General features: G+C 61.4%; 12 protein-coding genes and 1 pseudogene. 3 read left to right on the plus strand and 10 right to left on the minus strand.

From position 1 onward, the window contains the following. Positions 1–15 precede the first annotated feature (15 nt). The 8 genes and pseudogenes from C9383_RS01380 to C9383_RS01415 form a co-directional block, all read right to left on the minus strand. The gene (locus C9383_RS01380; RefSeq protein ID WP_090366511.1) at positions 16–6,468 is read right to left on the minus strand and encodes an NEL-type E3 ubiquitin ligase domain-containing protein; all 6,453 of its coding nucleotides are present in this window, start codon (positions 6,466–6,468) and stop codon (positions 16–18) included. A 108-nt stretch (positions 6,469–6,576) separates the two neighbouring features. Further along, positions 6,577–7,707 (minus strand): OpgC family protein, encoded by a 1,131-nt coding sequence (locus C9383_RS01385; RefSeq protein ID WP_090366509.1) that lies wholly within the window; start codon positions 7,705–7,707, stop codon positions 6,577–6,579. 165 nt (positions 7,708–7,872) lie between these two features. Then, complete coding sequence (locus C9383_RS01390) at positions 7,873–9,492, minus strand: FMN-binding glutamate synthase family protein (protein WP_090366508.1); 1,620 nt, start codon at positions 9,490–9,492, stop codon at positions 7,873–7,875. After that, positions 9,489–9,675 (minus strand): annotated as a pseudogene (locus C9383_RS01395) (LuxR C-terminal-related transcriptional regulator); the annotation flags it as partial. The pseudogene C9383_RS01395 and the gene C9383_RS01390, both read right to left, overlap by 4 nt. A gap of 54 nt (positions 9,676–9,729) precedes the next feature. Further along, the gene (locus C9383_RS01400) at positions 9,730–11,109 is read right to left on the minus strand and encodes an ATP-binding protein (RefSeq protein WP_090366506.1); all 1,380 of its coding nucleotides are present in this window, start codon (positions 11,107–11,109) and stop codon (positions 9,730–9,732) included. Beyond that, complete coding sequence (locus C9383_RS01405) at positions 11,106–12,920, minus strand: DAHL domain-containing protein (protein ID WP_090366505.1); 1,815 nt, start codon at positions 12,918–12,920, stop codon at positions 11,106–11,108. The genes C9383_RS01400 and C9383_RS01405 overlap by 4 nt, the downstream gene beginning before the upstream one ends. Continuing rightward, entirely contained in the window at positions 12,917–13,843 is a 927-nt protein-coding gene (locus C9383_RS01410; protein WP_090372244.1) for a cytochrome-c peroxidase, read from the minus strand. The genes C9383_RS01405 and C9383_RS01410 overlap by 4 nt, the downstream gene beginning before the upstream one ends. A gap of 57 nt (positions 13,844–13,900) precedes the next feature. After that, on the minus strand, positions 13,901–15,775 hold the full coding sequence (locus C9383_RS01415) for a putative bifunctional diguanylate cyclase/phosphodiesterase (protein ID WP_090366503.1): 1,875 nt from the start codon (positions 15,773–15,775) through the stop codon (positions 13,901–13,903). A gap of 253 nt (positions 15,776–16,028) precedes the next feature. Here C9383_RS01415 and nosR point away from each other — a divergent pair, with 253 nt between their 5' ends. Genes nosR through C9383_RS01430 form a run of 3 tightly spaced genes read left to right on the plus strand, consistent with a single transcriptional unit; the run spans position 16,029 to position 18,252 of the window. Next, positions 16,029–17,339, plus strand: a complete 1,311-nt coding sequence (gene nosR, locus C9383_RS01420; RefSeq protein ID WP_090366502.1) for a response regulator c-di-GMP phosphodiesterase, NosR family — start codon at positions 16,029–16,031, stop codon at positions 17,337–17,339. Continuing rightward, positions 17,339–17,749 carry an NUDIX hydrolase gene (locus C9383_RS01425; RefSeq protein ID WP_090366500.1) on the plus strand — a complete coding sequence of 137 codons (411 nt, stop codon included), beginning with the start codon at positions 17,339–17,341 and terminating at the stop codon, positions 17,747–17,749. Before nosR ends, C9383_RS01425 begins: the two co-directional genes overlap by 1 nt. After that, positions 17,746–18,252: a GNAT family N-acetyltransferase gene (locus C9383_RS01430; protein WP_060754447.1), complete on the plus strand. Its 507-nt coding sequence runs from the start codon at positions 17,746–17,748 to the stop codon at positions 18,250–18,252. Before C9383_RS01425 ends, C9383_RS01430 begins: the two co-directional genes overlap by 4 nt. 26 nt (positions 18,253–18,278) lie before the next feature. Here C9383_RS01430 and metR read toward each other — a convergent pair whose 3' ends face one another. Both metR and C9383_RS01440 read right to left on the minus strand, forming a co-directional pair. Continuing rightward, complete coding sequence (gene metR, locus C9383_RS01435) at positions 18,279–19,196, minus strand: transcriptional regulator MetR (RefSeq protein WP_056858838.1); 918 nt, start codon at positions 19,194–19,196, stop codon at positions 18,279–18,281. Between the two features lie 91 nt (positions 19,197–19,287). Continuing rightward, positions 19,288–24,894 carry a dermonecrotic toxin domain-containing protein gene (locus C9383_RS01440; RefSeq protein WP_090366499.1) on the minus strand — a complete coding sequence of 1,869 codons (5,607 nt, stop codon included), beginning with the start codon at positions 24,892–24,894 and terminating at the stop codon, positions 19,288–19,290. Positions 24,895–24,990: the final 96 nt, after the last annotated feature.

The raw sequence follows: 24,990 nt of genomic DNA on the forward strand, positions 1-24,990 counted from the left end.
TTCGCTCCCCTGGCGTTAGCTGCGTCTCTGGTTGGCCAGTTGTGCCGCCTGGGTCAATTGACGGATCAGGCGTTCACGTTCGGCAGTTTCCTGGTCGGTAATCGACTGGCGTCGGTCCAGGTAGGTGTCGGAGCGTTTGTCCGCCACTGCCTGGTTCAACGCATTCACCTGGTGCCGGGTGATGGTGTCAATGGTGCTGAAAGGCTCCGGGTAGCTGCGGGCGAGGTATTCGAGCCAGAAGTCTTCCTGCAATAAAGAGGTTTGCGGCGCGTCGGTCTTGCTGATGTCCCGCAGCTTCTGCCGGGCATTGGCAATATCCCTGGACTTGACCCACTCCCGTGCCGAATACAACAACTCTTCCTGATGCACCGGCAGGTTGAACTCCTTTGCCAGGCTCATGCGCAAATACAGCTTCACCTCGGCATCGTCAGGATCGACCTGGGCCTCGCGCAGTGATTTCAGATGGTCCTCGGCGAACTGGTCGAGTGTGCGCAGGTAGAACAGGCTTTGCGCCAAAGCCAGCAGCTCGCGTTCGGCTATGGCGATGTTCGATTGCGCCTTGGCCACGTAGCGCAGGTGGCGGATTTCCATATCGATAAAGGCCAGGATCGCCCCATCACCACAGGTGCCTGCCAGGTAGGTGTTGAGGAATACGTCGTTACGTAACTCGGTGGAATCGCCCATGGCGTTCAGCAGGTGCCACACCCGTTGGGTCAGGGCTTTTTTCGAGGTTTCGTTCTTTACATAGGCATAAGACTGGGTCAGGTCCTTCAGTACGCGAAATGCGTCATCGGAGCTCGCCTCCTCGTTGCTCTTCAATAGGTCCCACAGCTTTTTGCAGGCCGCGTGTTCGGCCGCAGGGATGCCGGTAAGCCAATCATTCAAGTCGGCCGGCACGTTCTGTTGATGCTGGATGCCTGGCAAGGGGCCGCCCAGCCTGACGCCGGTCTGGGCGAAGTAGTCGTTTATCCGGTCTAGCGTGTCGGCGTCCAAGGGGTTGTCGTGCAACACGGTATTGCGATTGGTGCGGGCCATGCTGGTGTTGAACAACGCGTCGGGAAGCGTGGTAATACGGTTTTCCTGAAGCAGCAACGCACCCAGGTCGTCGCGGGTTTCGGCACCTATTGGCCATTGAGTGAGGCCGGTATTGCGCAGTGACAGAACCGTCAACCTCGGCATGCTGCTGATATCCGGTGCCAGGCCCAATGGGTTGTTATCCAGATGCAGTTCTTCCAGGCGGGTCAGGGTGGCCAGGCGTTGCCGGGATTCGTCGGTCAGCACGATGTTGTTGTCCGCCAGGAACAACTGTTCCAACTGGATCATGGCGGTGATGCTGGCGGGCAGATCGGTGAGCATGCAGTCGATTTTCAGATACTTGAGGTTGGCGAATTTGCTCAGAAACGCATTACCGGTGGCCGGGAAGGTATCGCCGGCGATGTGCAGGTAATCGATATGCGCAAAGCCCTGGGTGCCCAGGAGAAAATCGGTGTCGGGCAAGTCGTTGTCGCCCAGTTGCAGCTTGAGCACGTGCACGTCGAGCAGGCCGTCGGCATACAGTACCCGGGTTTCCTGACGCCACGCGCTGCGGATCTGTTCGGCCAGGTAGCGCCGCTGGCCGAGGTTCATGCCCAAGGGGTCGGTGGCGGGGTCATCGTTGGCGTGGGGCGACTCCGCCCAGCGGGTGAGGCCGTAATCCAAGGCCTGGTATTCGGCCTTGCGCCGCTCCAGTTCGAGTAACGCGGCGGGTTCGCTCATGCCCAGTGCATCAATCAGGGCGTTGGCCTTGGCCACGCTGAAACTGGGGTAGATCTCGCGCACCTTGCTGACCAGATCCACCGGCTGGCGGGCGTGGAACGGCCATAGGTCGCTCAAGGTAAACGGGTAGGCCGTGAATGAACTGTTGACCGCCATCGGCGGCTGCAGCCAGTACGGAATATGCGGCAGATCGAGCAGGGCCTTGATCGCCACGCGTTGGCCCAGCGCGAGGTCAGCGAGGCGGTGCCGCAACGGGGTCAAGTCACTGCTGTCGTCAATGCCCAGGGCTTGGCGCTCAGTTTCGGACAGCAGGTCGGCGACGCCCCCGAGCAGGTCGGTGGTTTCTCCCAGCGCCTGGCCCATGCCGTCGTAGGCCCGATAGCCGTTGTCCATCTTCACCAGCACCCGACGATCATTGCCGTCGAGGATCCCGGCGTGCTCCAGCAAGCGCCCTTCAGGCGTACCTGCGTGGATATCCAGGCGCAGGGCCGCCGGCCAGCCGGGGACGCTCTTGAGCAAATGCAGGATGATCTTTGCGCTGTCGGGGTTGGCCAGGGTCGTGAGGTACAAACCTTCGAAGGCGCGGTTCAGGCGCACATCATGGGCGGTCAGGCGCGCCTGTTCTGCCAGGCGCAGGCCGACCTCGTCGTGATCGTGCAACTGCTTGAGTTCCTGGCGGCTGGCATGCTCCAGAATCGCCTTGGCCGCGCTGATGGGGAGTGCCGGATGATGGTTCTGCAAGCGCTTTTCCAGGCGCGTGCCGCTCTGTTCGCTCTGGCGGTAGAGGATATCGAATAGCTGAGCGCGTTCCTGATGAGCATGCTCGGCGATTTTTTTCGCCAGTTTGAACAACCGTTCCTGCTGGGTCGCGGGCAGTTCGCCGAGCAGTGCCTCGATCAAGGCGGTGTTCAATACGATATTTTTCAGCGGCTCGGGGCCGTGGCTGTCGGCCTCGCTGATGCGGATCTTCTCGGCGTCGGGGTTGAGTTGGCTCGGGTACTGTCCGAGCACCTTGCCGTGGCTGTCGACCACTTCCAAGGCATGGCTGCGCGGCCATCCGGGCAAGGCGCTGACCAACAGCAATTGCAGCGAAGCCCGTGCACTGCGGTTGGCCGTGTAGGTGGTCATGGCGCGGATGAAGTGCAGGATCTCGCGCTCGATGCGAAAGCGCTTGCTGGTATCGGTCAGCAACGGAGGGGGAGCCAAGCCGGCGCTGTGCACTTCGCGCAAGGCCCGCGACGGGGTGTCGGTGAGCTTGAGGATGTGTTGCGCGGTGGCTTGGTCGACGTTGAAGTCCTCGCTGCCGAGGCGATAGAACAGGTGGTGGTCGTCCCAGGACAGTGGGTTTTCGTTGGAAAGCCGCCACGCGCCGCGGCGATTGTGCTCCAGGCGGGGCGTGTCGACACCGACTTTTTTCGGGTGCTTGAGCCGCCATTTGAGCCGGTTGTGGTCATAGGTCACCGGGTACAACGAGCCATACAGGGGCAACAGTTGTTGCCCGTCGAGTTCGTAAAGGCCCAGGGCGTCGGGTAACAGGTTGGCGGGCAGCACCACGCTTTGCGCGTATTGGCCCAACGATTGATCGAGCAGGGTGATGTAGCCTTCGGGGCTGCGTTGGGCGCTCATCAGGTCGCCAAGGGTGTTGCGCAAACCCTGGGCATCGGTGTCTGAGGTCATGCCCAGTTTCAGCCGTTCGTGGGGTTGCAGCACTGAGCCGATGGCCAGGTAGAAGCTGTCGACGCTCGGCGACACCGGGATCAGGCCCGCATTGCGCATGTCATAGGCCTGGTAATGGCCGTCGCCGTGGTGCCGCAACTCCACGGTGGTGTCATCCGGGCCACTGTTGGCATACGGCTTGTCGTCGATCTCGGTGATTACGAAGTGCCGCTTGAGGGTGTTGCGGATCAGGCTGGAGGCAAACTCCCGTGCCCATAGATCGGTGTCCGCATCAAAAGCCCTGGCGTGATACAAACCATCGATCACGGCGTCGATGCGCAGGGCCGTGCGATGGTTTTCCAGGTGTTCACGCAGCACATGGGGCAGCGTGCCATCCTGCAGGAACTGCGCCCGCTCGGTGCTGCTGAAGCGCTGGTCGCGCAGCAGTTGATCAAGGTTGGCCGAGCTCAAGGGGCGGTACAGGCCACGCAGTTTTTTCAACACCGGGGTGACTTCCACCCGCGCCGGCGCGGCCCTGACCGGCACAAACACCCTCGCCGTATCGGTGGCCGTGATTTCATGGCGGGCAAAGCCTGAGTAGCGTGTCAGGGCGCTGAACAGGTCGATTCGCCGCGCTCGCGCCAGTTCGCTGATCTGCAGGCGTATCCGGGCGATGCGCTGGGCTTCGGTGAGGTTGGGGCTGCCTTCTTTGCCCAGTACCGAGGCGGCGGGTTGTGCGCGCAGGATCAATTCAAACAAGGGCTCCTGGGTCACGGCGCCGCTGCCGGTGTCGCCCAAGGCGCTGTAGGTGCCGTCATCGCGGCGCGTGAGGGTAATGCGCTGTGGTGTGGCCGGCGGTGGGTCGCTTTTGGCGTAGCTTTCGAGCGGCGTGCCGTACGGGTCGTACACGTCGATCAGCACCTGCGCCGGCCAATCCGGCAGTTGAGTCAACAGGCTCAGTACCAGGCTGTCGGCATGCGGCGGCCAATGTCCGCGCCGGTGAAAGTGGTTGATCAGTTGGTTGATCAACTGGTCCGCCTGCAGGCGACGTACCCCTTCAGTCAGGGTGATGGGGGCAGGGCTGCCCGACCACACGCGGTCCAGAATGGCGCGCGTGGTGGCCGTACTGCGCAGCAGCGTGTGCATATCGGCATCGGTGAGCGCATGGGTGCCGTTGGGCAGCATGCGCTCGGTCAATTGGCGGTCCGAGAGGGTATGGGCATCTTGCAGGTCCAGCACCCAGACCTGTTGCGCCGGCTCGAAGACAATCGTCGGGGCGTAGGCGGTGCCATCGCCGTGCTTGATTTTCCAGCGCATGGCTTGGGCGTCGTAGTCGACCTCCACCACCTGCCGTTGCCCGTTTTGCTCGAGCCAGGCGTACTGGTGACCCTTGATCGTGTAAGTGCCTTGTGGGCTGATGCGCTGGCCGTCGAGCAGGTTCTGGTCCGGCACCGCGTAAGGGCGAATATCCGGTGTCCACAGTTCATAGGTACTGTCGCTGCGCATGACTTTGCGTGGCTGGCCCAATCGCTGGATCAACTGCTCCAGGCGTTGCCGGTGCACACGCCCGGCGGTGGTGATCAACAAGCCGTTGACCGCGAGGTCGGCCACATCGCTCAGCGCCGCCGCGAACTGACTGGCTTCGCCTTTGGCCGCTTCGTTGATGCCGGTGATCAGGCTGTAGCCAAGGCTACCGAACACTACCGCCTGCATGACCCGGTTCAACCCGCTGACGCCACCTGGCACGGGGGTCAGCAGCAGTTGCAGAATTTCATCGGCGATCGCCGCTGCACCGTCGATCACCGCTTGCAGGTCGCGCTCCGAACGGGCGGTGGCGAGGGTTGAAAGGTTGGCCCGGTAGCGTTTCACCTGGCGCTGGGTCAGGGCTTCGACCAGGGTGTGTTTGCGGTTTTGCTTGGGGTCGGCGCTAAAACGCAGGCTGTCGAGAGTACGTTCGGGGAACAGACGATGAAAGGTGTCATACAGGAACCCCGCCAACGGGTTCAGGCCGGGCGGGCGCGGTTCATCCTTGAGTAACTTCTGGAACCCGCGCAGTTCGGGGGTGGGCAGTTGTCTTGCAAACCAGCCCAGGTCGCCCTTGCGGTGGCTGTCCTTGAGTTGCTGCACAAATGTCTGGTTGGCGCTGTTGGCGTCTACGTGATAGCGCAAGGCACCGTCGGGGCGGAACGGAAAGTAGGAGACGACGCCCAGGCTGGCCACTCGGATCATCAGCAAGGGCACTGCAATGGTTTTGCCGGTGCGGACGCTGAACGTCTCGAATTCGAGCGCGGGGCCGCGGCCGTCGATGGCCTGGCTGAGCTTATCGTAGAGCTCACGGGTCACGCCGGTACTGGCCCGGTTGCGATACGCCTCCAGGGCTTCGAACGCCAGGCTGGCACGCGCACTGGCCAGCAGTAGAGTCTGAAGTTTTCCGCCTTTGCGCAGGGCGTCGTTAAGGGTGGTTTGCAGTTGGCCGCCGAGGTCGAGGTCGCGGCTGATCTGGATGAATTTTTCGACGGTCAGATCCGGGTCGTCCACGCCACTGAGCGACGATGCATCGACAAAGGTTTGCCCCGCCTTGGGCGAATGACTGGTGGTGAAGTCGAAGTTGAGACAGGCCGCATCCCACAACGACAGGCTGGAATGGTGGGCACGGTATTTCCACGTATCGTAGGCCCGGCGAAAACGGCGTGCGCCTCGCCCATCGTTCATGGCACTGGTGCGCGGTTCCCAGGGCAGGGGGGCTTGCAACTCTTCCAGGTAGCGGGTGTGCAGGTAGGCCTTTTCGGGGTCCTGGCCGCCGATGCGGCTGCGCAATTGGGCCAAGCCGCTGGCCTTGAAGTCGCTGATCAGCTTGGCGTTTTGCGCGTCCACGGCCAGCAGGGCCTTGTGGGCTTCGCGTTGCAGCTTGACGTAGTCGCGTTGTTGCTCATGGCTCAGGCTGCTCATGGAGCGTGCGAAGGTTTCGCGGAGCATTTCCAGGGTTTCTTGGCGAGCCCAGGATTCGCTGGTTTGCAGCTCGCCCGACAATTCATTGAGCGGTGGATGGGTAGGCATCGACCATTTCCTTTCACTGTTAAGTGGAGGGCAAATGGAAGCATCCCCGTACCGTTCGCTGGCGCTACCTATATAGCTTGCGTGAACGGCACGGGGCGATTGGCGCGGCTACCGTGCGAGCGTGTGGACGAACGGCCGCTGGTCCAGGCGTTTGTTGAACTCCATCCAGGCGGCCAAGCCTCCCATCAGCAGCATGCCGGTGATGGCGGTGAGTAATTGCATGAGCAGGGTGTCGCCCATGAGTGCGTTAAGCATGTCTGCCAACGGCGCGAGCAACACACCGAGGCAAAACACTTCGAGCGAGTAACGGCCCATGCGGCACACCTGTTCGGCCGGCCAGTTGCGCGTCCAGCCGGTGGTCGGGAGCAACTTGGCGGTCACGTAGGCCAGGGCCAGGAAATGCACCAGGCGCACAGGTGACAGGTCGGTCTTGCTGATGGGGTAGATCAGGTCGCTGAGGGCAGCGGGCACCCAGGCGTCGTGCACCTGAGGCCAGCGCCAGGACAGCGTCAGAACCCCGGCCAGTAGCACGTAGAGCGCCGCCAGCACAAACACGGGTTGCTGCAACAACGGTCGCGGTTGAGTGGGCTCAAGCCTCTGGCTGTAGATCGCTGCCGCGCCGCCCAGTACAAACAGGAATTGCCAGGTCACCGGGTTGAAATACCACACGCCATCTGCAATCGCCCGCAGGTTCCAGCCCATCCAGGGCGCCAGCAGGTACACCGTGGCGGACAGCGCCACCACGGCCCAAGTCCGGCGCAGCATCAACGGCAATACCAGCGGCAGGCCGGCCAGCAGCACGATGTAGAGCGGCAACGGGTCCATCAGGTTGGGCTTGAAGCGCAGCAGCAGCTCGTCGGTCAGTGCCTGTTGCGGATGGGTGATGAAGTGCGTCAGGCCCATCTCTTGGACCAGGTCGCGGGTCTCCACATGGCTGTTGGCGAAGAACACGATGCCCATCAGCATGGCCAATAAGAAAATATGCACCACGTACAGCACCCAGGCTCGGCGCAGGATTTTCAGCGAGGCGAACCAGTAGCCGTCGCGTTGCAGGATCTTGCCGTAGGCCAATACGGCAGCGTAGCCGGCGAGGAACACAAACACCTCCGCCGCATCGCTGAAACCGATGTTGCGCAAGGTGATCTGGCCGAGTGGGTTGTGGGGGACGTGATCCCAGAAAATGAAGATCAACGCCAGGCCCCGAAAAAAATCGATGCGCGGGTCGCGTCCGTTCAGCATGGCGGCTGGCTCTTGAACAATAGGTTTAATGAAGACAGGCGAACGCGCGTGTTGTCGTACGCCGCACGTCGGGCGGGCGCAGGGTGGCGGGATTTGTAAATGATTGCAAAAGCGGGTTATTACTGAATGTAAAGCCTGCCCGATGTCGGGCAGGCCTTGGGGATATCACGCAGCCTCGACGTCATTGGGCTCAAAACTATCCGCCCGCGCCATCTGCCACATACGTGAATAGAACTCGCCGTTGACCTCACCCGTCAGCAGCTCACCAGGCTTGAGAAACACATGCAGTTGTGAGAACAGCTTGATCTCCGTCGCTGACATGCGTCGCACCAGGTGTTTGGCCGACAGTTGCGACGGGTGTTCGAGACCTGCCGCCGCGAGCATTTCCGCCAACGCCTTGAGGGTGCTGCGGTGGAAGTTGAATACGCGCTGGGCCTTGTCCGGCACCACCAATGCCCGTTGGCGCAGTGGGTCCTGGGTGGCGACGCCGGTCGGGCATTTGTTGGTGTGGCAGCTTTGCGACTGGATGCAGCCAATCGCGAACATGAAGCCACGCGCCGAGTTGGCCCAATCGGCGCCGATGGCCAGGACGCTTGCGATGTCGAATGCGCTGACGATCTTGCCGCTGGCACCGAGCTTGATCTTGTCGCGCAGGTTCAGGCCCACCAGGGTGTTATGCACGAACAACAGGCCTTCACGCAGCGGCACGCCGATATGATCGGTGAATTCCACGGGCGCGGCGCCGGTGCCGCCTTCCTTGCCGTCGACCACGATGAAGTCCGGGAGAATGCCGGTTTCCAGCATGGCCTTGGCAATGCCCATGAATTCCCACGGGTGGCCGAGGCAGAACTTGAAGCCCACGGGTTTGCCACCGGAGAGCTCACGCAGTTGGGCGATGAAGTGCATCATTTCGATGGGGGTGGAGAATGCGCTGTGGCGCGACGGGGAGACGCAGTCCTCGCCCATCATGATGCCGCGTGTCTCGGCAATTTCTTTGGTCACCTTGTGCTTGGGCAGGATCCCACCATGGCCGGGCTTGGCGCCCTGGCTCATCTTGATTTCGATCATGCGCACTTGCGGGTTCTGCGCCTGCAGGGCGAAGCGTTCCGGGTCGAAGCGGCCGTCGCTGGTGCGGCAGCCAAAGTAGCCGCTGCCCAGTTCCCAGGTCAGGTCGCCGCCGTTCTCACGGTGATAGGGGCTGATGCTGCCTTCACCGGTGTCATGGGCGAAGTTGCCGAGCTTGGCGCCCTGGTTGAGGGCGCGGATCGCGTTGGCGCTCAGGGAGCCGAAACTCATCGCCGAGATATTGAACACCGACGCCGAGTAAGGCTGCGTGCACTGAGGGCCGCCGACCATCACGCGGAAGGTGCTGGGGTCGCTCAGCGGAGCCGGGCGCATGGAGTGGCCGATGAATTCAAAGCCCGACTGGTACACATCGATCAGCGTGCCGAAGGGTTTGTCGGCGGTTTCGTTCTTGGCGCGCGAGTACACCAGCGAACGCTGGGCCCGGGAGAAGGGCAGGGCGTCGCTGTCGGACTCCAGCAGGTACTGGCGTATTTCCGGGCGGATGGTTTCCACCAGATAACGGATATTGCCCAGGATCGGGTAGTTGCGGCGCACGGCGTGGGGGCTTTGCAGCAGGTCGAAAATCCCGATCAGGCTCAATAGGCCGGTGACCACGGTAATCGGCCACAACCATTCGTGTTCGATAAAGGGGAGGCTGGCGAGGGTGAAAATGACGCACACGGCAAAGAAAGCGTAACGGCTTAGTAACGACAGGCTCATACGGGGTTCCTTGGGTTCGGACTCATCGGCCAGGCGTTTTGCGCCTGAAGAAAAATCGACGACAGCTGCGACTGGGATTGGCTGCCCAGCGTGCTGTACGGGTATTTCTTATGGACTTTCACGGTTTACAGAGCCTTGAAGCTTACGAGCGATCTCCTTGCTGGAGCAACCGCTGGGCATCAAATAGCAGGCCCTGATGCCCGTCAGTCAGGAGAAGCGCCGTTATCTTGGCGCGTTCTATGCCGCCGTTTGCCGGATCGGCAGCACCACGCGAAACTTCGTCCCCTTGCCCACTTCGCTGCTGACGGAAATATCACCCCGGTGTTTCTTGACGATGCCGTAGGACAGTGACAATCCCAACCCGGTGCCTTCGCCCACCGGCTTGGTGGTGAAGAACGGATCGAAAATCTTCTGCACGGTTTCCGGGGCTATTCCACAGCCGTTGTCCGCCACTTCCAGCCACACGTTTTCGCCTTCCACCCCATTGCTGATGGTGATCGTGCCGCGCTCCGGCCCCATGGCCTGCGCCGCGTTGATGACCAGGTTCATCACCACCTGGTTGAGTTGCGAGGCCAGGCATTCGATCTCCGGCAAGGGCGCGTAATGCTTGACCACATCGGCTTTGTATTTGAGTTCGCTGGCGACGATGTTCAGCGTGGAGTCGATGCCGTGCTGCAGGTTGGCGAATTGCCAGGTCTGGTCGTTATCCACCCGGGAAAAGTTTTTCAGGTCTTTGACGATCTGTACCACGCGGCCAATGCCATCCTTGGATTCACGGATGAGGATGGGGACATCTTCCTTGAGAAAATCCAGCTCCAGTTCGGTGCGTAAAGCCTTGAGCCGATCCAGTGTTTCCCCCGGCGCCAGCTGGCTTTCGGCATGGTGGTAGGCGTCCAGCATCTGTTGCAGCTGGTTGAAATAGCTGTCGAGCGTGCTGAGGTTGGAGGAGATAAAGCCCACCGGGTTGTTGATCTCATGCGCCACACCGGCTGCGAGTTGCCCCAGCGACGCGAGTTTCTCGGACTGCACCAGCTGGCTTTCGAGGAGCTTGCGCTCGGCGATTTCCACTTGCAGCGCCTGGGTGCGTTGCTCCACCAACTGTTCCAGATGGGCGGTTTGCAGCGAGGCGCGTCGGGCCATGTCCCATTTGTTGGCCAGGGTATTGGCCATCTGCTGGACTTCGATATTGTCGAAGGGCTTTTTCAGGATCAGCAAGCGGTCATGGGCGTGCAGGCGCTCCAGCAGCGTGTCCCAGGAGTAATCCGAATAGGCCGTGCAGACCACCACTTGCAGGTCGGGAGCGACTTTCCAGAGTTCTTCGATGGTCTTTGCCCCGTCCCAGCCCTGGGGCATGCGCATGTCGACGAAGGCCAGTGCGTAGGGCCGTTGTTCGGCCATGGCCGTTGTCAGCAGCGCCAGGCCCTCTTCGCCGCCATAGGCCGAATGCAGCTCGAATGCCTGCGTCTTGGGTTTACTCGTGTCGCCAAACAACGCTGATTCCATGTCATCCAGCGCCTGGTTGGAGTCATCCTGCGGCATCAGGATTTTACGGAAGTCTTCGTGAATCGACGGCGTGTCATCAATCAACAGGATGCGCCGGTTGGGAGGCTGGTTCATGCGGGGCTTCCGGCAGGGGTAAGAGGGATTTTCAGGGTAAAGACCGCGCCTTGGCCTGGCCCATCGCTGTGGGCACTGAGTTGGCCGTTCATCTCAACGGCGGCCAGCGCGCAACTGTGCAGGCCGAAACCATGGCCTTCCTTACGGGTCGTGAAACCGTGGGTGAAGATGCGCGTCATGTTTTCGGCCGGTATACCTTCGCCTTCATCTTTTACACTGATCTCCAGCATGTCGTCACCCTGCGTCCGGACCGCGAGGGTCATCTGCCGTGGCCGGTCGCTGAGGTTGGACATGGCGTACTTGGCGTTGCTGATCAGGTTGACCATGATCAGCAGCAGCCGGTGTTTGTCACCCATTACCTCGGGTACCGGCGCGAACTCCTTGACCACCGTGACGTGGTGACGGCTCAGTGCGCCGGCGTTCATGCGCAAGGCATCTTCCATCAGGGTGCTGATCTGGACCGGCTCCAGCGGGGTTGCGACACCGGCATAGGATTGCTGCGTGGAAACGATGTCCTTGATGTGATCGACACTTTTGCTCAGTTGCGCCAGTTCTTCAGCCATGCCTTGCTGTTCCACGGCAATGGCGTCCACCAGTTGGTTCAAGTAGTTGGGCAGCAACTTGCCTTTTTCGTCTTCGCTCAGGAAGGTGCCCAGATCGTGCGGGTGCTCATTGATCAACTGCATGGCTTTGCCCAGGCCCTGGGCTTTGCTGCTGCGCAGTTTGCGTGCGACCAGGTCGGCGGAGATATTCACGCTGTTGAGCACGTTGCCGACATTGTGCAGCACGTTGGTGGCGATCTCGGCCATGCCGGCCTGGCGGGCGTTGTCCATCAGCTCGCTCTGGGCATCCTTGAGCTGTTGGGTGCGCCGTTCCACGCGTTGCTCCAAGGTTTCGTTGGCCGCCTGCAAGGCGCGGTTGACCCGGTTGACCTCGGCGAAACTGCGTAACAGGCGCACCGCCAGGTAGAGCAGCATCACCACCAGCAGGGTCGAGAAGATCAGCAGGTAGCGATGGTACTGATGATCCACCCGGTCAGACGCCTGCTGGTCCAGGTCGAGATGGGTGCTCAGGTTATCCAGACTTTCGGCCACCGGGACCGCGGCAATGTGCTCAAGCAGGCCATTGACCAGCGGCTGCTCGCGCAGGATCAACTCAATATGATTGCTCAGGATGTCGACTGGCGCCTGAAACTCACTGGGCAGGGTTTCCTTGTTGATTGCCAGTTTGCCCAGGCCCACTAGAATATCCGCCGCCCGCTCATCGCTGGTGACCTGGGCGAACTCCAGGCTGCTGAGCAGCAGGTCGTAGGTGTCGGTGGCCACGCTTTGTACATGCAGCCTGCTTTCATCGTCAACGCGGTTGAATTGGGCCTGGATGTCGTCTTCGGCGGTCGGCAGGAACGCGAGGGAATTGCGCAGCACCGCGTTGTGGGATTTGAACTGATCCACCAGCCGAGCTTTTTCCTGGAGGGCGGCTTCGTAAGCTTGCTGGCTGGCTTGCCAGCCAGCCTGGTCGGCACTGTCGTGGTAAGACTCGCGGTTTTTCAGATCGGCCCATATCCGGGTCATTTCCAGCAAAGGCGAGACCAGCGGGTCGTAGTTGCGGGTAATGGAGATCCTGGCCTTGAGCACTTCACTGTCCCACTGGGCATTGAGTTGCTGCAGTTGCCGGATCAGGTCCCGGGACTGGGTATAGGTGGCGGTCTGGTCGCGGGATGACTTGAGGTACAGAAACACCAGGGTCGAGGCCAGAAACAAGGTCATCAGGGTGAGCAGCAGAGTGCTGGTATGGCTGCGGGACAGGGTCATAGTGGCTTACCCTCCCATTGGCCGGTCAGGGTCTTGAGAAACTGGATGATCAGGTCTTTGTCGTCCTGGGAAGGGTTGCGGCCCAGTTGGTACTTGAACATGACATCCACTGCGTCCTCCAGGGTCTTGGCCGAGCCGTCGTGGAAGTACGGCGCAGTGACCGCGACATTGCGCAGGCTGGGCACCTTGAACACGTGACGGTCTTCTTCATCCTGGGTCACCAGGTAACGGCCCAGGTCCGATTCGAGCGGGTTGCCGCGGGCCTTGAAGTAATCGCCCATCACGCCGAACTTCTGGAACATATTGCCGCCGATGTTCACGCCCTGGTGACAGGCGATGCAGCCGTAATCCTTGAAGCGCTGGTAACCGTACTTTTCCTGGATCGTCAAAATCTCGGTGTTGCCCTGCAGATATTGATCAAACCGTGAGTTGGGGGTGAGCAGCGTACGTTCATAAGTCGCCAGGGCGTCTTGCACGTTGGAGGCGGTGATGCCATCCGGGTAGGCCTTGGAAAATGCAGATGCGTAGAGGGGCATGGCGGCCAGGTTCTGCACCACGGTTTTCCAGTCGCTGCCCATTTCAGTCGGGTTGATGACCACGTGTTCGGCTTGGGCTTCCAGGGTATCTACCCGGCCATTCCAGAACTGTTTGAAGTTCAGGCTGGCGTTGAACACGGTCGGCGTGTTGATACCGAGCGGCTTGCCATCGAAGCCCAGGGAGAATGCCTTGTTGTCGGCCCCTCCGGTTTCCAGGCGATGGCAGCTGGCGCAGGACAATGTGTTATTCACCGACAGGCGTGGCTCATTGAACAGTTGGCGGCCCAGCTCGACTTTGGCCGGATCCAGGGAGGGCACCGGCGGCAGCGGTTTGAGCGCTTCGTCCAGCGGCGCGGCCATCAGCGGCGCGCCTAGGCCCAGCCACATCGCCAGGGTAAGCCCGTAGGTTGACACTGCTTTCAATCGCGCACTCCTTGCAAACGACTAATGATCGGGCATCAGGCTGGCTTTGCCCGCCTGCAGCAACAAGATGAAGTCCTGCGCAGGCACTGCCTTGCTGAACAGGAAACCCTGGCCTTCCTCGCATCGCTCGGCCTGGAGGAATTTCAGCTGTTCGAGGGACTCTACCCCTTCGGCGATAATGTTCAAATCCAGGCTTTTACCCATGCCGATGATCGCGCTGATCAACTGCGCATCCTGATTGTTCACAATCAGGCCGCGAATGAATGACTGGTCGATTTTCAACACATCGATGGGGAAGCGCCGCAGGTAGCTGAGGCTGGAATAACCCGTGCCGAAGTCATCCAGGGCCAGGCGGACACCCATGGCTTTGATCCGGTTCAACGTGATGACGGTGGTGTCGACGCTCTGCATCAACACACTTTCCGTGATCTCCAGTTCCAGCTGGGCCGGGGGCAGCCCGGTCTGCTTGAGAATGGCGGCCAGGTTCTCAACGAAGTCGCGCTGGCGGAAGTCGATCGAGGAGATGTTCACCGAGATACTCAGCGGGTTCAGGCCCAGGGCGTTCCAGGCTTGAGCCTGCTCGCAGGCGCGACGCAGCACCCATTTCGTCAGGGGCACGATCAGCCCGCAGTCTTCGGCCACTGGAATGAATTCGGCGGGGCTGACCCAGCCGGAGCGTGGCTGGAACCAGCGGATCAACGCTTCGGCGCCAACGATGTGCCCGGACTTCAAATCCAGCTTCGGTTGGTAATGCAGTACAAACTCATCACGCTCCAGTGCCTGGCGGATCGCACTTTCCAGGCCCTGTTGGCGTTGCGCGCGCAGGTTCATGTCTTCAGTGTAAAAACGGAAGTCGTTCGGCCCCAGTTCCTTGCTGTTATGCATGGCGGTTTCAGCGTGCTTGATCAACTCCACCGCCGAGCCGCTGTCATTGGGGTAAGTGCTGATGCCCAGGCTGGCGGTGACGCTCAGGTCATGCCCGGCCACATGGCGGGTCACGCTGATGGCATTGAGAAATTTTTGCGCGATATGCTGGGTTTGCTGAATATTTTGGACATCGTTGAGCAGGACCACGAACTGATCAGAGCCATAACGGAACACCGAATCCGATTCCCGCACGGCCTCCAGCAGGCTTTGGCTGACCTGTTGCAGCACTTCATCGCCCACCGGGTAGCCCCAGGCATTGTTGACGCGTTTGAAACGGTCCAGGCCGATAAAGACCACCGCCAACTCAGTCTCGTGCCGTCGGCCCAGGGCAATCGCCTGGGACAGACGGTCCCCCAGCAATGTGCTGTTGGGCAGGTCGGTGAGCGTGTCGTATTGCAACAGGCGCGAGACCTTGAGCAATTCCTGCACCCGTTCCTCGATGGTGCGCTCCAGGTCGATCATCTTCAGGGCGACATCCTGGGCCAGTTGCCATTTCCAGGTGAGGGCACTGGCCATCTGGCGGATTTCCAGGTGATCAAAGGGTTTTTTCAGGATCAGCAATTGGTCGTTGTACTTCAGCCGCGCTTCGATGGCCTCGAAGGAATAATCGGAATAGGCAGTACACAGTGCGATTTGCAGCTTGGGATCGACGTTCCATAGCTGTTCGATGGTTTGCAAGCCATCCCAGCCCGGAGGCATGCGCATATCGATAAACGCCATGGCGTAGGGGGATTGCTGTGCCAGGGCTCTGTTCACCAGCTCAAGGGCTTCCTGGCCCTGATAGGCCGAGTCCAGCACAAACGCCTGGCGCACGGGCGCGGAGGTGCCGAAAAGCGTTGCTTCGAGGCTGTCCAGGGACTTTTCGCCCTCTGCTTCGGCGCAGAGGATCTTGCGAAAGTCCTCGTGGATCGAGGCGGTGTCATCGACGATCAGGATGCGACGGTTGGCCCGTCCCGGGTCGATGTTCATGGCGCGCTCCGCACAGGCAAAAGGCTCGATTGCATAACGGCTCCTTCCTTGGCTTCACCTCTGAGTGGGGGGCGAGTTGCTCTGACAGCATAGTCGAGCTCGCTTGATATCGACGGCCAGTTGGCGTCAAATTAACGCGTTTGCCGCGCGATGACCTGCAGCGTGAGTCCCCCTTGCCTACAAGCGAAGGCGCAAGGTACGACACGAGGGTTCAATTTAGCTCAACTTTGTTTTATTTGAAGGCAGAGTCACCATGGATGAACAGCTCGCTACGAAACCCGTCGTTTTGCTGGTCGACGACGAAGAATCGATCCTCAACAGTTTGCGCCGCCTGTTGCGCACTCAGCCCTACGAAATACTGCTGGCCGGCGGTGGTGCCCAGGCGCTGGAGATTCTGGCCGGGCGGCACGTCGACCTGGTGATGAGCGATGCGCGCATGCCCGGAATGGACGGCGCGCAGCTCCTGGCCGAAGTGCATCGTTTGTATCCCGCCACCAGCCGCATTTTGTTGACGGGTTATGCCGATGTGGCAACCATCATCAAGGCGATCAACGAGGGCCAGATTCACCGCTACATCAGCAAGCCCTGGAATGACGACGAATTGCAGTTGGTCCTCAATCAGTGCCTTGAGCACCAGCGCCTGGAGCGCTTGACCCAGCAGCAGAATGAGCAGCTCAAGGTGCTTAACAGCACACTGGAAAAACGCGTGGCGGCGCGCACCTCCGAGTTGCAACAGACCGCCGACATGCTTGACCTGGCCTACGAAGAGCTCAAGCGCAGCTACGTGACGGGCACTGAGGTGTTCTCGCTGCTGGCCAACTTGCGCCTGCCCAAGGACAAGCAGACCAACCGCGCCTTGATCGAGCTGATTCGGGTGTATTGCGCCGCCCAGTCGATGGATGAAGCCAGTACCCGCGACCTGACGATGGCCGCTGCGTTGTACAACATCGGCAAGCTGAGCTGGACCGACGGCATGATGGTTGCGCCGTCGGACAGGCTGCACAGCACCGACCGTGAGTTGTATCGCGCGTACCCGACGCAAAGCGAGTCGCTGTTGATGACCCTGGAGCCGATGAAGGATGCGGCGCGGCTCATTCGGCATCACCAGGAACGCTGGGACGGTACGGGTTTTCCCGACCATCTCAAGGAGGAGGCGATTCCGTTCGGCTCACGCCTGCTGAAGCTGGCGGTGGACTTCATCGAACTGCAAAAGGGCTTGATCCTTGAGCGGTATCTGAACAGCGACGAAGCGCTGCTGTATATCCGCAAGTATGCCGGGCGCCTGTACGATCCGGCACTGGTCGAAGACTTCGTCAAAGCCTGCGCCACTTTTTTGAGCGATGTGACCCTGGGCGACCCCAGCGTCAAAGTCCTTTCCACCCGAGAACTGGAAGCCGGCATGGTCCTGGCGCGCAACCTCAATGCCGATAACGGCATGCTGCTGCTCAACGCGGGCAAGGTGTTGAACCTGCCGCTGGTGGACAAGCTGATCGCGTTCGAAGCGATGGAAGGCGCCAAATACAGCGTATTTATCAAACTACCCGAAGAGACCCCCCTTCTTTAATGAGCCATTCAACCATTCGTATTGCCGCCGCCCTGCTGATCGGTCGCGACGGCCAGACCCTGCTGGTGCGCAAGCGCGGCACCCAGGCATTCATGCAACCGGGCGGCAAGATCGACGCCGGGGAACAACCGGCCCAGGCCCTGGCCCGCGAGCTGCATGAAGAACTCAACTTGCACATCGACCCCAGCCAGGCCCTTTACCTCGGCCACTTCTCGGCCCCGGCCGCCAATGAGCCCGGTTTTACCGTGCACGCCGAGTTGTTCCAGGTACACATCGACGTGGCGGTGGTGCCTGCGGCGGAAATCGAGGAAGTGCGCTGGATCGACCCCATGGGCGACGGCGGCCTGCACTTGGCGCCGTTGACGCGTGACCTGATCCTGCCGTTCTATCGCCAGTCGCTGACGGCATGAAGATTCGCCCGCTGGTGGCCGGCGACGCCACCGCGTATCGCGAGTTGATGCTGGAGGCCTACGGCGCCTATCCACAGGCGTTCACCTCCAGCGTGGCCGAGCGTGCAGCGATGCCGTCGAGCTGGTGGGAAAAGCGCCTTTCCAGCCCGCTGGATCGGTTGCTGGGTGGGTTCGACGGTGATGAGCTGGCCGGGATTGTCGGCCTGGCCTTTGAACCCCGCGAGAAGGCTCGGCACAAAGTGACCCTGTTCGGTATGTACGTGAGCGCGGCGCATCAGCAGCAGGGGCTTGGCCGTCAATTGGTGGAAGCGGCGCTCGATGACGCACGCCGCCAGCCCGGCCTCAAAGTGATTCAACTGACCGTCACCGCCGGCAACGATGCAGCCTTGGCGTTGTACCAGCGGTGCGGGTTTATCCAATACGGCCTGGAGCCGTTGGCGGTGCGGGTGGGCATCGAGTATTTCGACAAAATCCACATGTGGCGTGAATTGAAAGGTCAGTGATCAGCCACGCTGCTGCTCCGCGTCGTTTATCGAACGGCGCTGACCCCATCCAGCGTCGAAAACGATGTGTCCTTGGCCGTCAGCAAGAAGTCGCGCATATACGGCGCATCCAGCATGTCGGCGCGAATCCCGGCATACAGCGTCGCAAACAAACCTTTCTCGCCCAGGCGCTTGGCCTTCACGTAACCCCGCGAGCTGTACTCATGCAGCGCCCAATGGGGCATGCCGCAGACGCCACGGCCGCTGGCCACCAACTGCATCATCATCACCGTCAATTCCGAGGTGCGCACCTGGGCCGGTTCGACGTCGGCCGGTTCCAGGAAACGCGTGAAAATATCCAGGCGGTCACGCTCCACCGGGTAGGTGATCAGGGTTTCGCTGAGCAGGTCTTGCGGCACGATATAGGACTTGTTCGCCAACGCATGCTGGTTGGCGACCGCCAGCATGGCTTCGTAGGTGAACAGCGGTACATAAGTGATGCCCGGCAGTTCCAGCGGGTCGGAGGTCACCACCAGGTCCAGATCGCCACGGGCCAGGGCCGGCAGCGGGGCGAAGGCGAAACCCGAGGCCAGGTCCAGCTCGACTTCCGGCCAGGCGTCGCGGAACTGGTCGATGGTCGGCATCAGCCACTGGAAGCAGCTATGGCACTCGATCGCCATGTGCAGACGCCCGGCGGTGCCGCCGGCCAACCGTGCGATATCGCGCTCGGCACCGCGCAGCAAGGGCAGGGTGGCGTCGGCCAATTGCAGCAGGCGCAGGCCGGCGCTGGTGAAACGCAGCGGCTTGGTCTTGCGCACGAACAGTGGCATGCCCAGGCGTTCTTCCAGTTCCTTGAACTGGTGGGACAGTGCCGATTGCGTCAGGTGCAGGCGCTCGGCGGCTTCCACCAGGCTGTCGGCTTCGCGCAAAGCGTGCAGGGTCTTGAGGTGACGAATTTCCAGCACCAGGGCCTCCATGAGTAAAACTTGCCAACACATTAATTAAGTTGAGTTTGTCTCATGTTCCCGTTGCGGACAAGCCGGTGCGTGGTGGCGACTAGAGCAATCCATCCCACGCCGTCTGGAAATGCTGCCTTGCCAGTGGTTTATTAATGTCTCCCCGCCAGATCGCCACGTCGCCCGTTGCCCCGTCGCGGGCTTGAGTCTGTTGCCATTTCAGCCCGAGGCGACGCTGAGCAGGCAATTTGAGGTGGCCTTTGACAAAGACATCGAGTTGCTTGGGCGTTGCCGACTCGTAGTGAAAGTGCGCGTACCACAGCGGCTTGGGCGTGGCCTGGCGTATATCGCGGATTTCAAATTCCTGCATGAAATCCGGCCGGCCATCCTGGCGCCGTCCCAGGTCTTCCAGGGCGCCGGTCTTGCGGATGTCGACAATCGGTTTGTCATCCAACTGCTGACTGAGCAGATAGTCCAGGTAGCCCTCGGTCGGTGTCTGGCTGCTGATTGACTGGTTGATCCGCAGCCGCCGGCCTTGCTCGCGCAGGTCGGTGGCCTTCTGGCGCAGTTGCCGGACCAAGGCCGCATCTCCCGCCAACTCTGCGAGGTGACGCGCTTGCAGGTCGAGGGTATCTGCCTCGCTGGTCATCATGAACTCAAGGTCCGCCGGGAGCATTTTCTGGCGCCTGTAGCCGTCGACTCGGGCCTGGTGGGCGGCAAGGTTCTGCAAACGATTCTTGGCGTCCTGGGTCAAGGCGTTCAGGTCACGGGGGGTGGGTTGCCATGCCGTCGGGCTCGCTGCATCGACGCGGCGGAATTTGCCGTCGCTGCCTTGTTCCCAGACATGCTCCTCGCCCCGTTTACCCGTGAGGGTGTAGCGCGGTTTTTGCGGGGCTGAGGTTTTATCGGCGTCGCCAATCAGCAGCAGGTTGTCGTCGGTCTCGAACACGCGTTTGCCGGGTGCGCCCGTGGTCTTGGGCGTGACGGTGGTCAGGGCTTTTTCGGCGCGTGCGCGCAGGGCGCTGAGCTGTTGGTGCATCTGCGCGACATAGATGTCATCAAACAGCTGCGGTACACCGGCCGTCCAACTGTTCAGCTGGCGCTGATAGGTGTCGTAGGTGTTGATGCAGTGCTGCAAGATGCGGTTGCGCTGGCTGGGGTTGGGGCTTGCCTCGAGCAGATGACGTTGCAGGTACAGCGCCTGTATCAAGGCGTTCTCGGCGTTGTTCAGCGGCCCCTGCAGGTAGTGCCAGGCGATGTCGTGCCCGGGTTTGCGATGCGCGATGAGCTCGGTCAGGGCCTCGGTCTTGAAGCGTGCGCGTTCAAGTTCGGAATAACGGCGGTTGATGACCTCGGCAGTCGTGACCAGGGTTTTTCGATTGGTTCCGGGGCCCAGGGGCAGCCATCGGTTCATCAGTTCAACCGCTCTGTCGGTTCGCTGGTAGCAGTCAAATGCCTGGATATCCAGGTTGCGGATCTGTTCCCTGAGGGTTTGCCTGCCGCTCACCTGGTCAAAGGGCATGGCCTGAAGACGAGTGTTGAGGGCGGCGGCTTCGTCGGAGTATTTCAGGACTTGTTGCAGGGACACCCTCACCTGCAGTTGTGTGCACAGGCATACATCATCGGCCACATCGCCGCGGGCCTTCCTCAACATCTGGCTGCGGTTCCCTCGCAGGTAGCGTGAGATGGACACCAACTCTTCATCCATTTTCTGGGCCTGCGCCGTGAGATTGTCCATGGCGCGTTCAAGCTCCGGGATCACAGACAGGTCATCCGCGTGGTAGCGCGGCAGCAACCGATTGACCTCTGCGCCACTGGCGTTTATCGACTGCAGCGCCGTGCCGATCCGCGATATCAGCCTGCGCTGCTGGCGCAAGGCATGGTCGGTCCACCAGCGCGGCAGCCATTGGCGAATCATCGCCGGCCACAGCGGGTCGAGGCGGTCGGCCACGGCGCCCAGCACATTGCCGCCCCCCGGCAGCCCGCCATCCACCAAGGTGCCGTAGAGCGCGCCATGGGTGTCCCATTGGCCGTTCTCGTCCAGCCCGACGGGCTGCTTATAGGATTTTTTACGCGTGCCGCTCAGTCGCAGGGTTTGATAAGCCTTGTCGAACTCCACCTGGAAGATCTGGCCTTGGTTGAGGATGAAGTCACCTGCGGGGTGGCGATAGACCTGGCGATAAATGCCCTGTTTGCCCGGTTGCAGGCCCGCCAGTGAAAGCGGTTTTTCATACGCATAACCGTCGAACCGCGTCAGGATGCTTGCCCGGCTGTGTGATGCCAGGGAGCGCCAGGCGCCGCTGCTGACGCCGGCATGGGCCGATTGTCGCAAGCGCATCAACCGGCGCGCCGCATCGGCCCGTACCGACGGCACGGCGGCCATCGGCACAATGTCCATGGCCGCGAACAACAGGCATTCGAACACTGACGCCAGCTGTTCAATGCCGGCGTGCGTTTCACCCTGGTGGAATGCGTCGACGGCACCGGCCAGTTGGGTGACACCATCCACCAGCGACACCGCCGTACCCACGAAAGGCACGAACCCCAAGGCGATCTTGATCCCGTTGAACAGGTGCCCGCTTTGCAGCGCATAGCGTTCCAGCGCAAGGTCTTCGTTGGAGCGGGCATCATTGCGGTTGGCCTCGATCAGCCGCCCCATGTGCGCATCCAGCAGATGCGCCGACAGCGAGGTGGTGACCGGCCAGCGTTCGCCCGCGCCGATCATGCCCGTAAAGTGTTTTTGCTGGGCTTGGCCGATCCGCTGGATGTGCGCACGGACATCGCCCTTGATCGCACGGCCGGCGACGTACTGCACCATCTTGTCCAGCCGGCACAGATCGAACAGGCCCTTGCGCGCCTGGTCCAGGCTGTCGTAGCGACGGAAAAAACGTTTGTCGGGTGTGTCGGGCAGGTACAACAAGGTCAAGCCGCTCGCTGCGTCGTGAATGAAGGTGATGCCCGACAAGGTGATCGGCTGCTCGTCACGGGTATCACGCCCTCCCGTCGCGAGGTGGGCCGGCAGCAGGCGGATGCGCCGTGACCCTGAGTCCCAGGCCGTGGCGGTGTCGGCATCGATGGCGATGTCGAGCAGTTGCAGGTCCGTTTCCGTCAGCTGGTTTTGCAGCACGGCGTAGCGCCCTTGCAGCTGCAACAGCAGGCGCCAGGGTTTGACCAGCACTTCACGGCGGTACTGCTGCTCAAAGGTCGATTCATCCGGGTGCCCTCTGAACGTGGCGTAGATATGATCTTCATATTTCTTCGCCAGGTTGAGGTCCCGCACCATCTTGCTCAGGTAGTCGGCGCTGAGTCCGGCCTGCAAGGCACGGCCTTCCTCGGCGGCGTCGCTGGTCACGATTGCGCGCATAAAACCCAGGCGCAGGCTCAGCGTGCTGTCAATGTTGGCCAATGCCAGTTGTTCCAGGGACAGGCTGCTGCGTGCGCGACTGGGAACATCCACCAGGCGTGTCGGTGTGCCGCCGATATTGCCGCCGGGGATGATGTCGCGCTGCTGTTGGACAGAGTCCGGCAGTTCCACGGCGATGGAAAACCCTTGCTCAAGGGCGAAGTCCTTGCGCAGGCGCGCATCGATGTGTCGCCGCACAAAGTCGCCACGCGCGGGCAGGGACTGGTCGAATAACTGTTGTGCCTGTTCGATCGCCGGCAGGTAAGCCTGCATCAACGGTTTGAGGCTTGCACGTTGTTGCGCGGTGAGGCTGCGCAGCCAATCGGGGAGTTGTTGGGCCAGATGGGCACTGTTGTCTTGTTCGAGCACTTGCAGGCAGGCCAGGTCCCGGGCTTCATGCACCGGTACGCGCAGGCTGTGAAGTGTCTGCAGGCGCAGTTTTTCCAGTTCGGCCGCACGGCGGCGGCCGTGGGGTGGTGCCGGATGGTCCGAGCGTATCTGTGCGGCCTGCTCCTCGAACGCGACGTGTTGCAGGTTGAGGCTGTAGTCGAGCGGGTCGACGGTCAGCTCCTTGAGTTGCATGGAAAGCGCCTGTTCCTCGGGCATCAGGCGTAATACCGATGTGGCCAGGGCCTGGCACGAGTCGAACCGCTGCAGGCCGCCGCCGGTGCCGGGCCAATACAGCAACAGGCTATGAGGAGTGTCAGGTGGGTCGGTCAGCGCAAGCGCACAGGTGATGACCAGCGGGCCTTTGAGTTCGGTGGTGGTGACGGTGGTCGTAGCGTTGTTCTGGCGGGTGATCGACAGCCATAGTGCGGCCACGCACGCGTCCTCGTTGCGCGCGGCGCGCAGCGGCTGGTCGAGTACCGTTTCCAGGCGGGTCAGTTCGTGTGGGTTGATTTGCTCAAGGCTGCGTTGCAGCCTGGCCTCGGCTCTCAAACCTTCGCGCCTGGCGGTATACAGCGCTGTGTACTGAATATTGAGGGTCGTGGTATCCAATGGCCGCCTTTCCAGCATCGCCACAGCGGCGGCGTCTGCCGCCAATTGCTGGGCAGTGAGTTCTGCGAGGGCTTGCTTGAAGGCGTTCATACGCGGCTCATCGCCTTGCAGGGTTTCCAGGGCCAGGCGTTGTTGTCGGATCACCGCCTGGCGATGGCTGGGGTCAAGGTCGGCGCCCAGCCAACCAAAGGGTGGCGGTGAATCCAGCTCGATTTCTTCGGCCGACGGCGTTTGCCTGGGCGCTGCCGCCGAGAACAGCGGGCGGGTGCGTCGCAGCAAGTCCAGTTCGTCACTGTGCAACAGCGCCAGGGGGGCTCCATCGCGGAAAACCGGGTGCTGCGGCGCGCTGCCCAGGCTCTGCCATTGCGCGTCGACCAGCCAGGCCAGCCATTGCTCGATGCCGTTGGCCAAGGGCTGTGTCTGGAGCCGGTAGTGGAGGGTCGCCAGGGGGGCTTCAGTACCGAACAGTTCGCGCTGGTGCTCCAGCAGCCAACGCTCCATACCCGCACGTTGGCTGAAGACCTGCCAGGCCGGTTGGTGAAACGGCACATATAAAAGCTGGCTGACGGGTTGTTCCCCGTCCAGTGTGACCACCCAGGCGCCGGGCAGTGCACGCAGGCTGGCGTCGGAATGTTTGAGCATCAGCTGTTCGGTGAATATTTTCTGCTCGTTCACTGACGGCGTGTCGTCCGACGACTCAAGCAGTACGAACAGCGGTGTGAGCGGGGTCGCCCGCTCAATGTCTTGAGCCTTGAGCCACAAGCCCGTCGCCTCGAAATGCTCGCGATACAACTGTGCGGCACGTTGGCGTCGGCTGATCGGGGTCTGCGGTGCCCGGCCCGCCCAATAGCGGTTCCAGGCCTGGGTGAGGGCGGCGCGGATATCCAGGCGGCGGACCTGCTCCAACAGTTGCGGCGTCGTCAGCTTGGCCAGTGGATGGTTGGCGGGCAGGTGTAATACCTGCACGTCACTCAGTGTCGTGGTGTCAGTGGCCGGGTACTTGAGGAGGAACGCGCAAGCGTCGGTCAGGGAACAGCGGCCGGCCGCGTGCTGGCCCTCGGATGGGGTTTGCAGCCCTACCTGGGCGCCGTCCAGGCCCAGATGTTGCTGGAGTGTGTCATGGATGGTCGCTCGCAGTGTCGGCGCGTGGCTCATCAGTTCGAGCATGTCCCTGCGGCAATCACGCAAGCGTTGTTCGGCGCGCAGCAGCAGGTTCTCGTCCTGGTTCAACGCCAGGGTCGTATGTGAAGGGGTAAAAGTCGGCAGTGGCAGGTCAGCGAGTGCTGGCGCAGATAGGTCGGGCATGATGGGGGTTCCTTGGGCAAAAGGCCGATGGCTTCCGGCATCCGCCCATTGAACGCACCTGCTCCCGTGCGTTGGCGCTACATGTGTAGACCTGAC

The organism is Pseudomonas palleroniana (assembly GCF_003031675.1).
In the GTDB taxonomy this organism is placed as follows: domain Bacteria; phylum Pseudomonadota; class Gammaproteobacteria; order Pseudomonadales; family Pseudomonadaceae; genus Aquipseudomonas; species Aquipseudomonas palleroniana.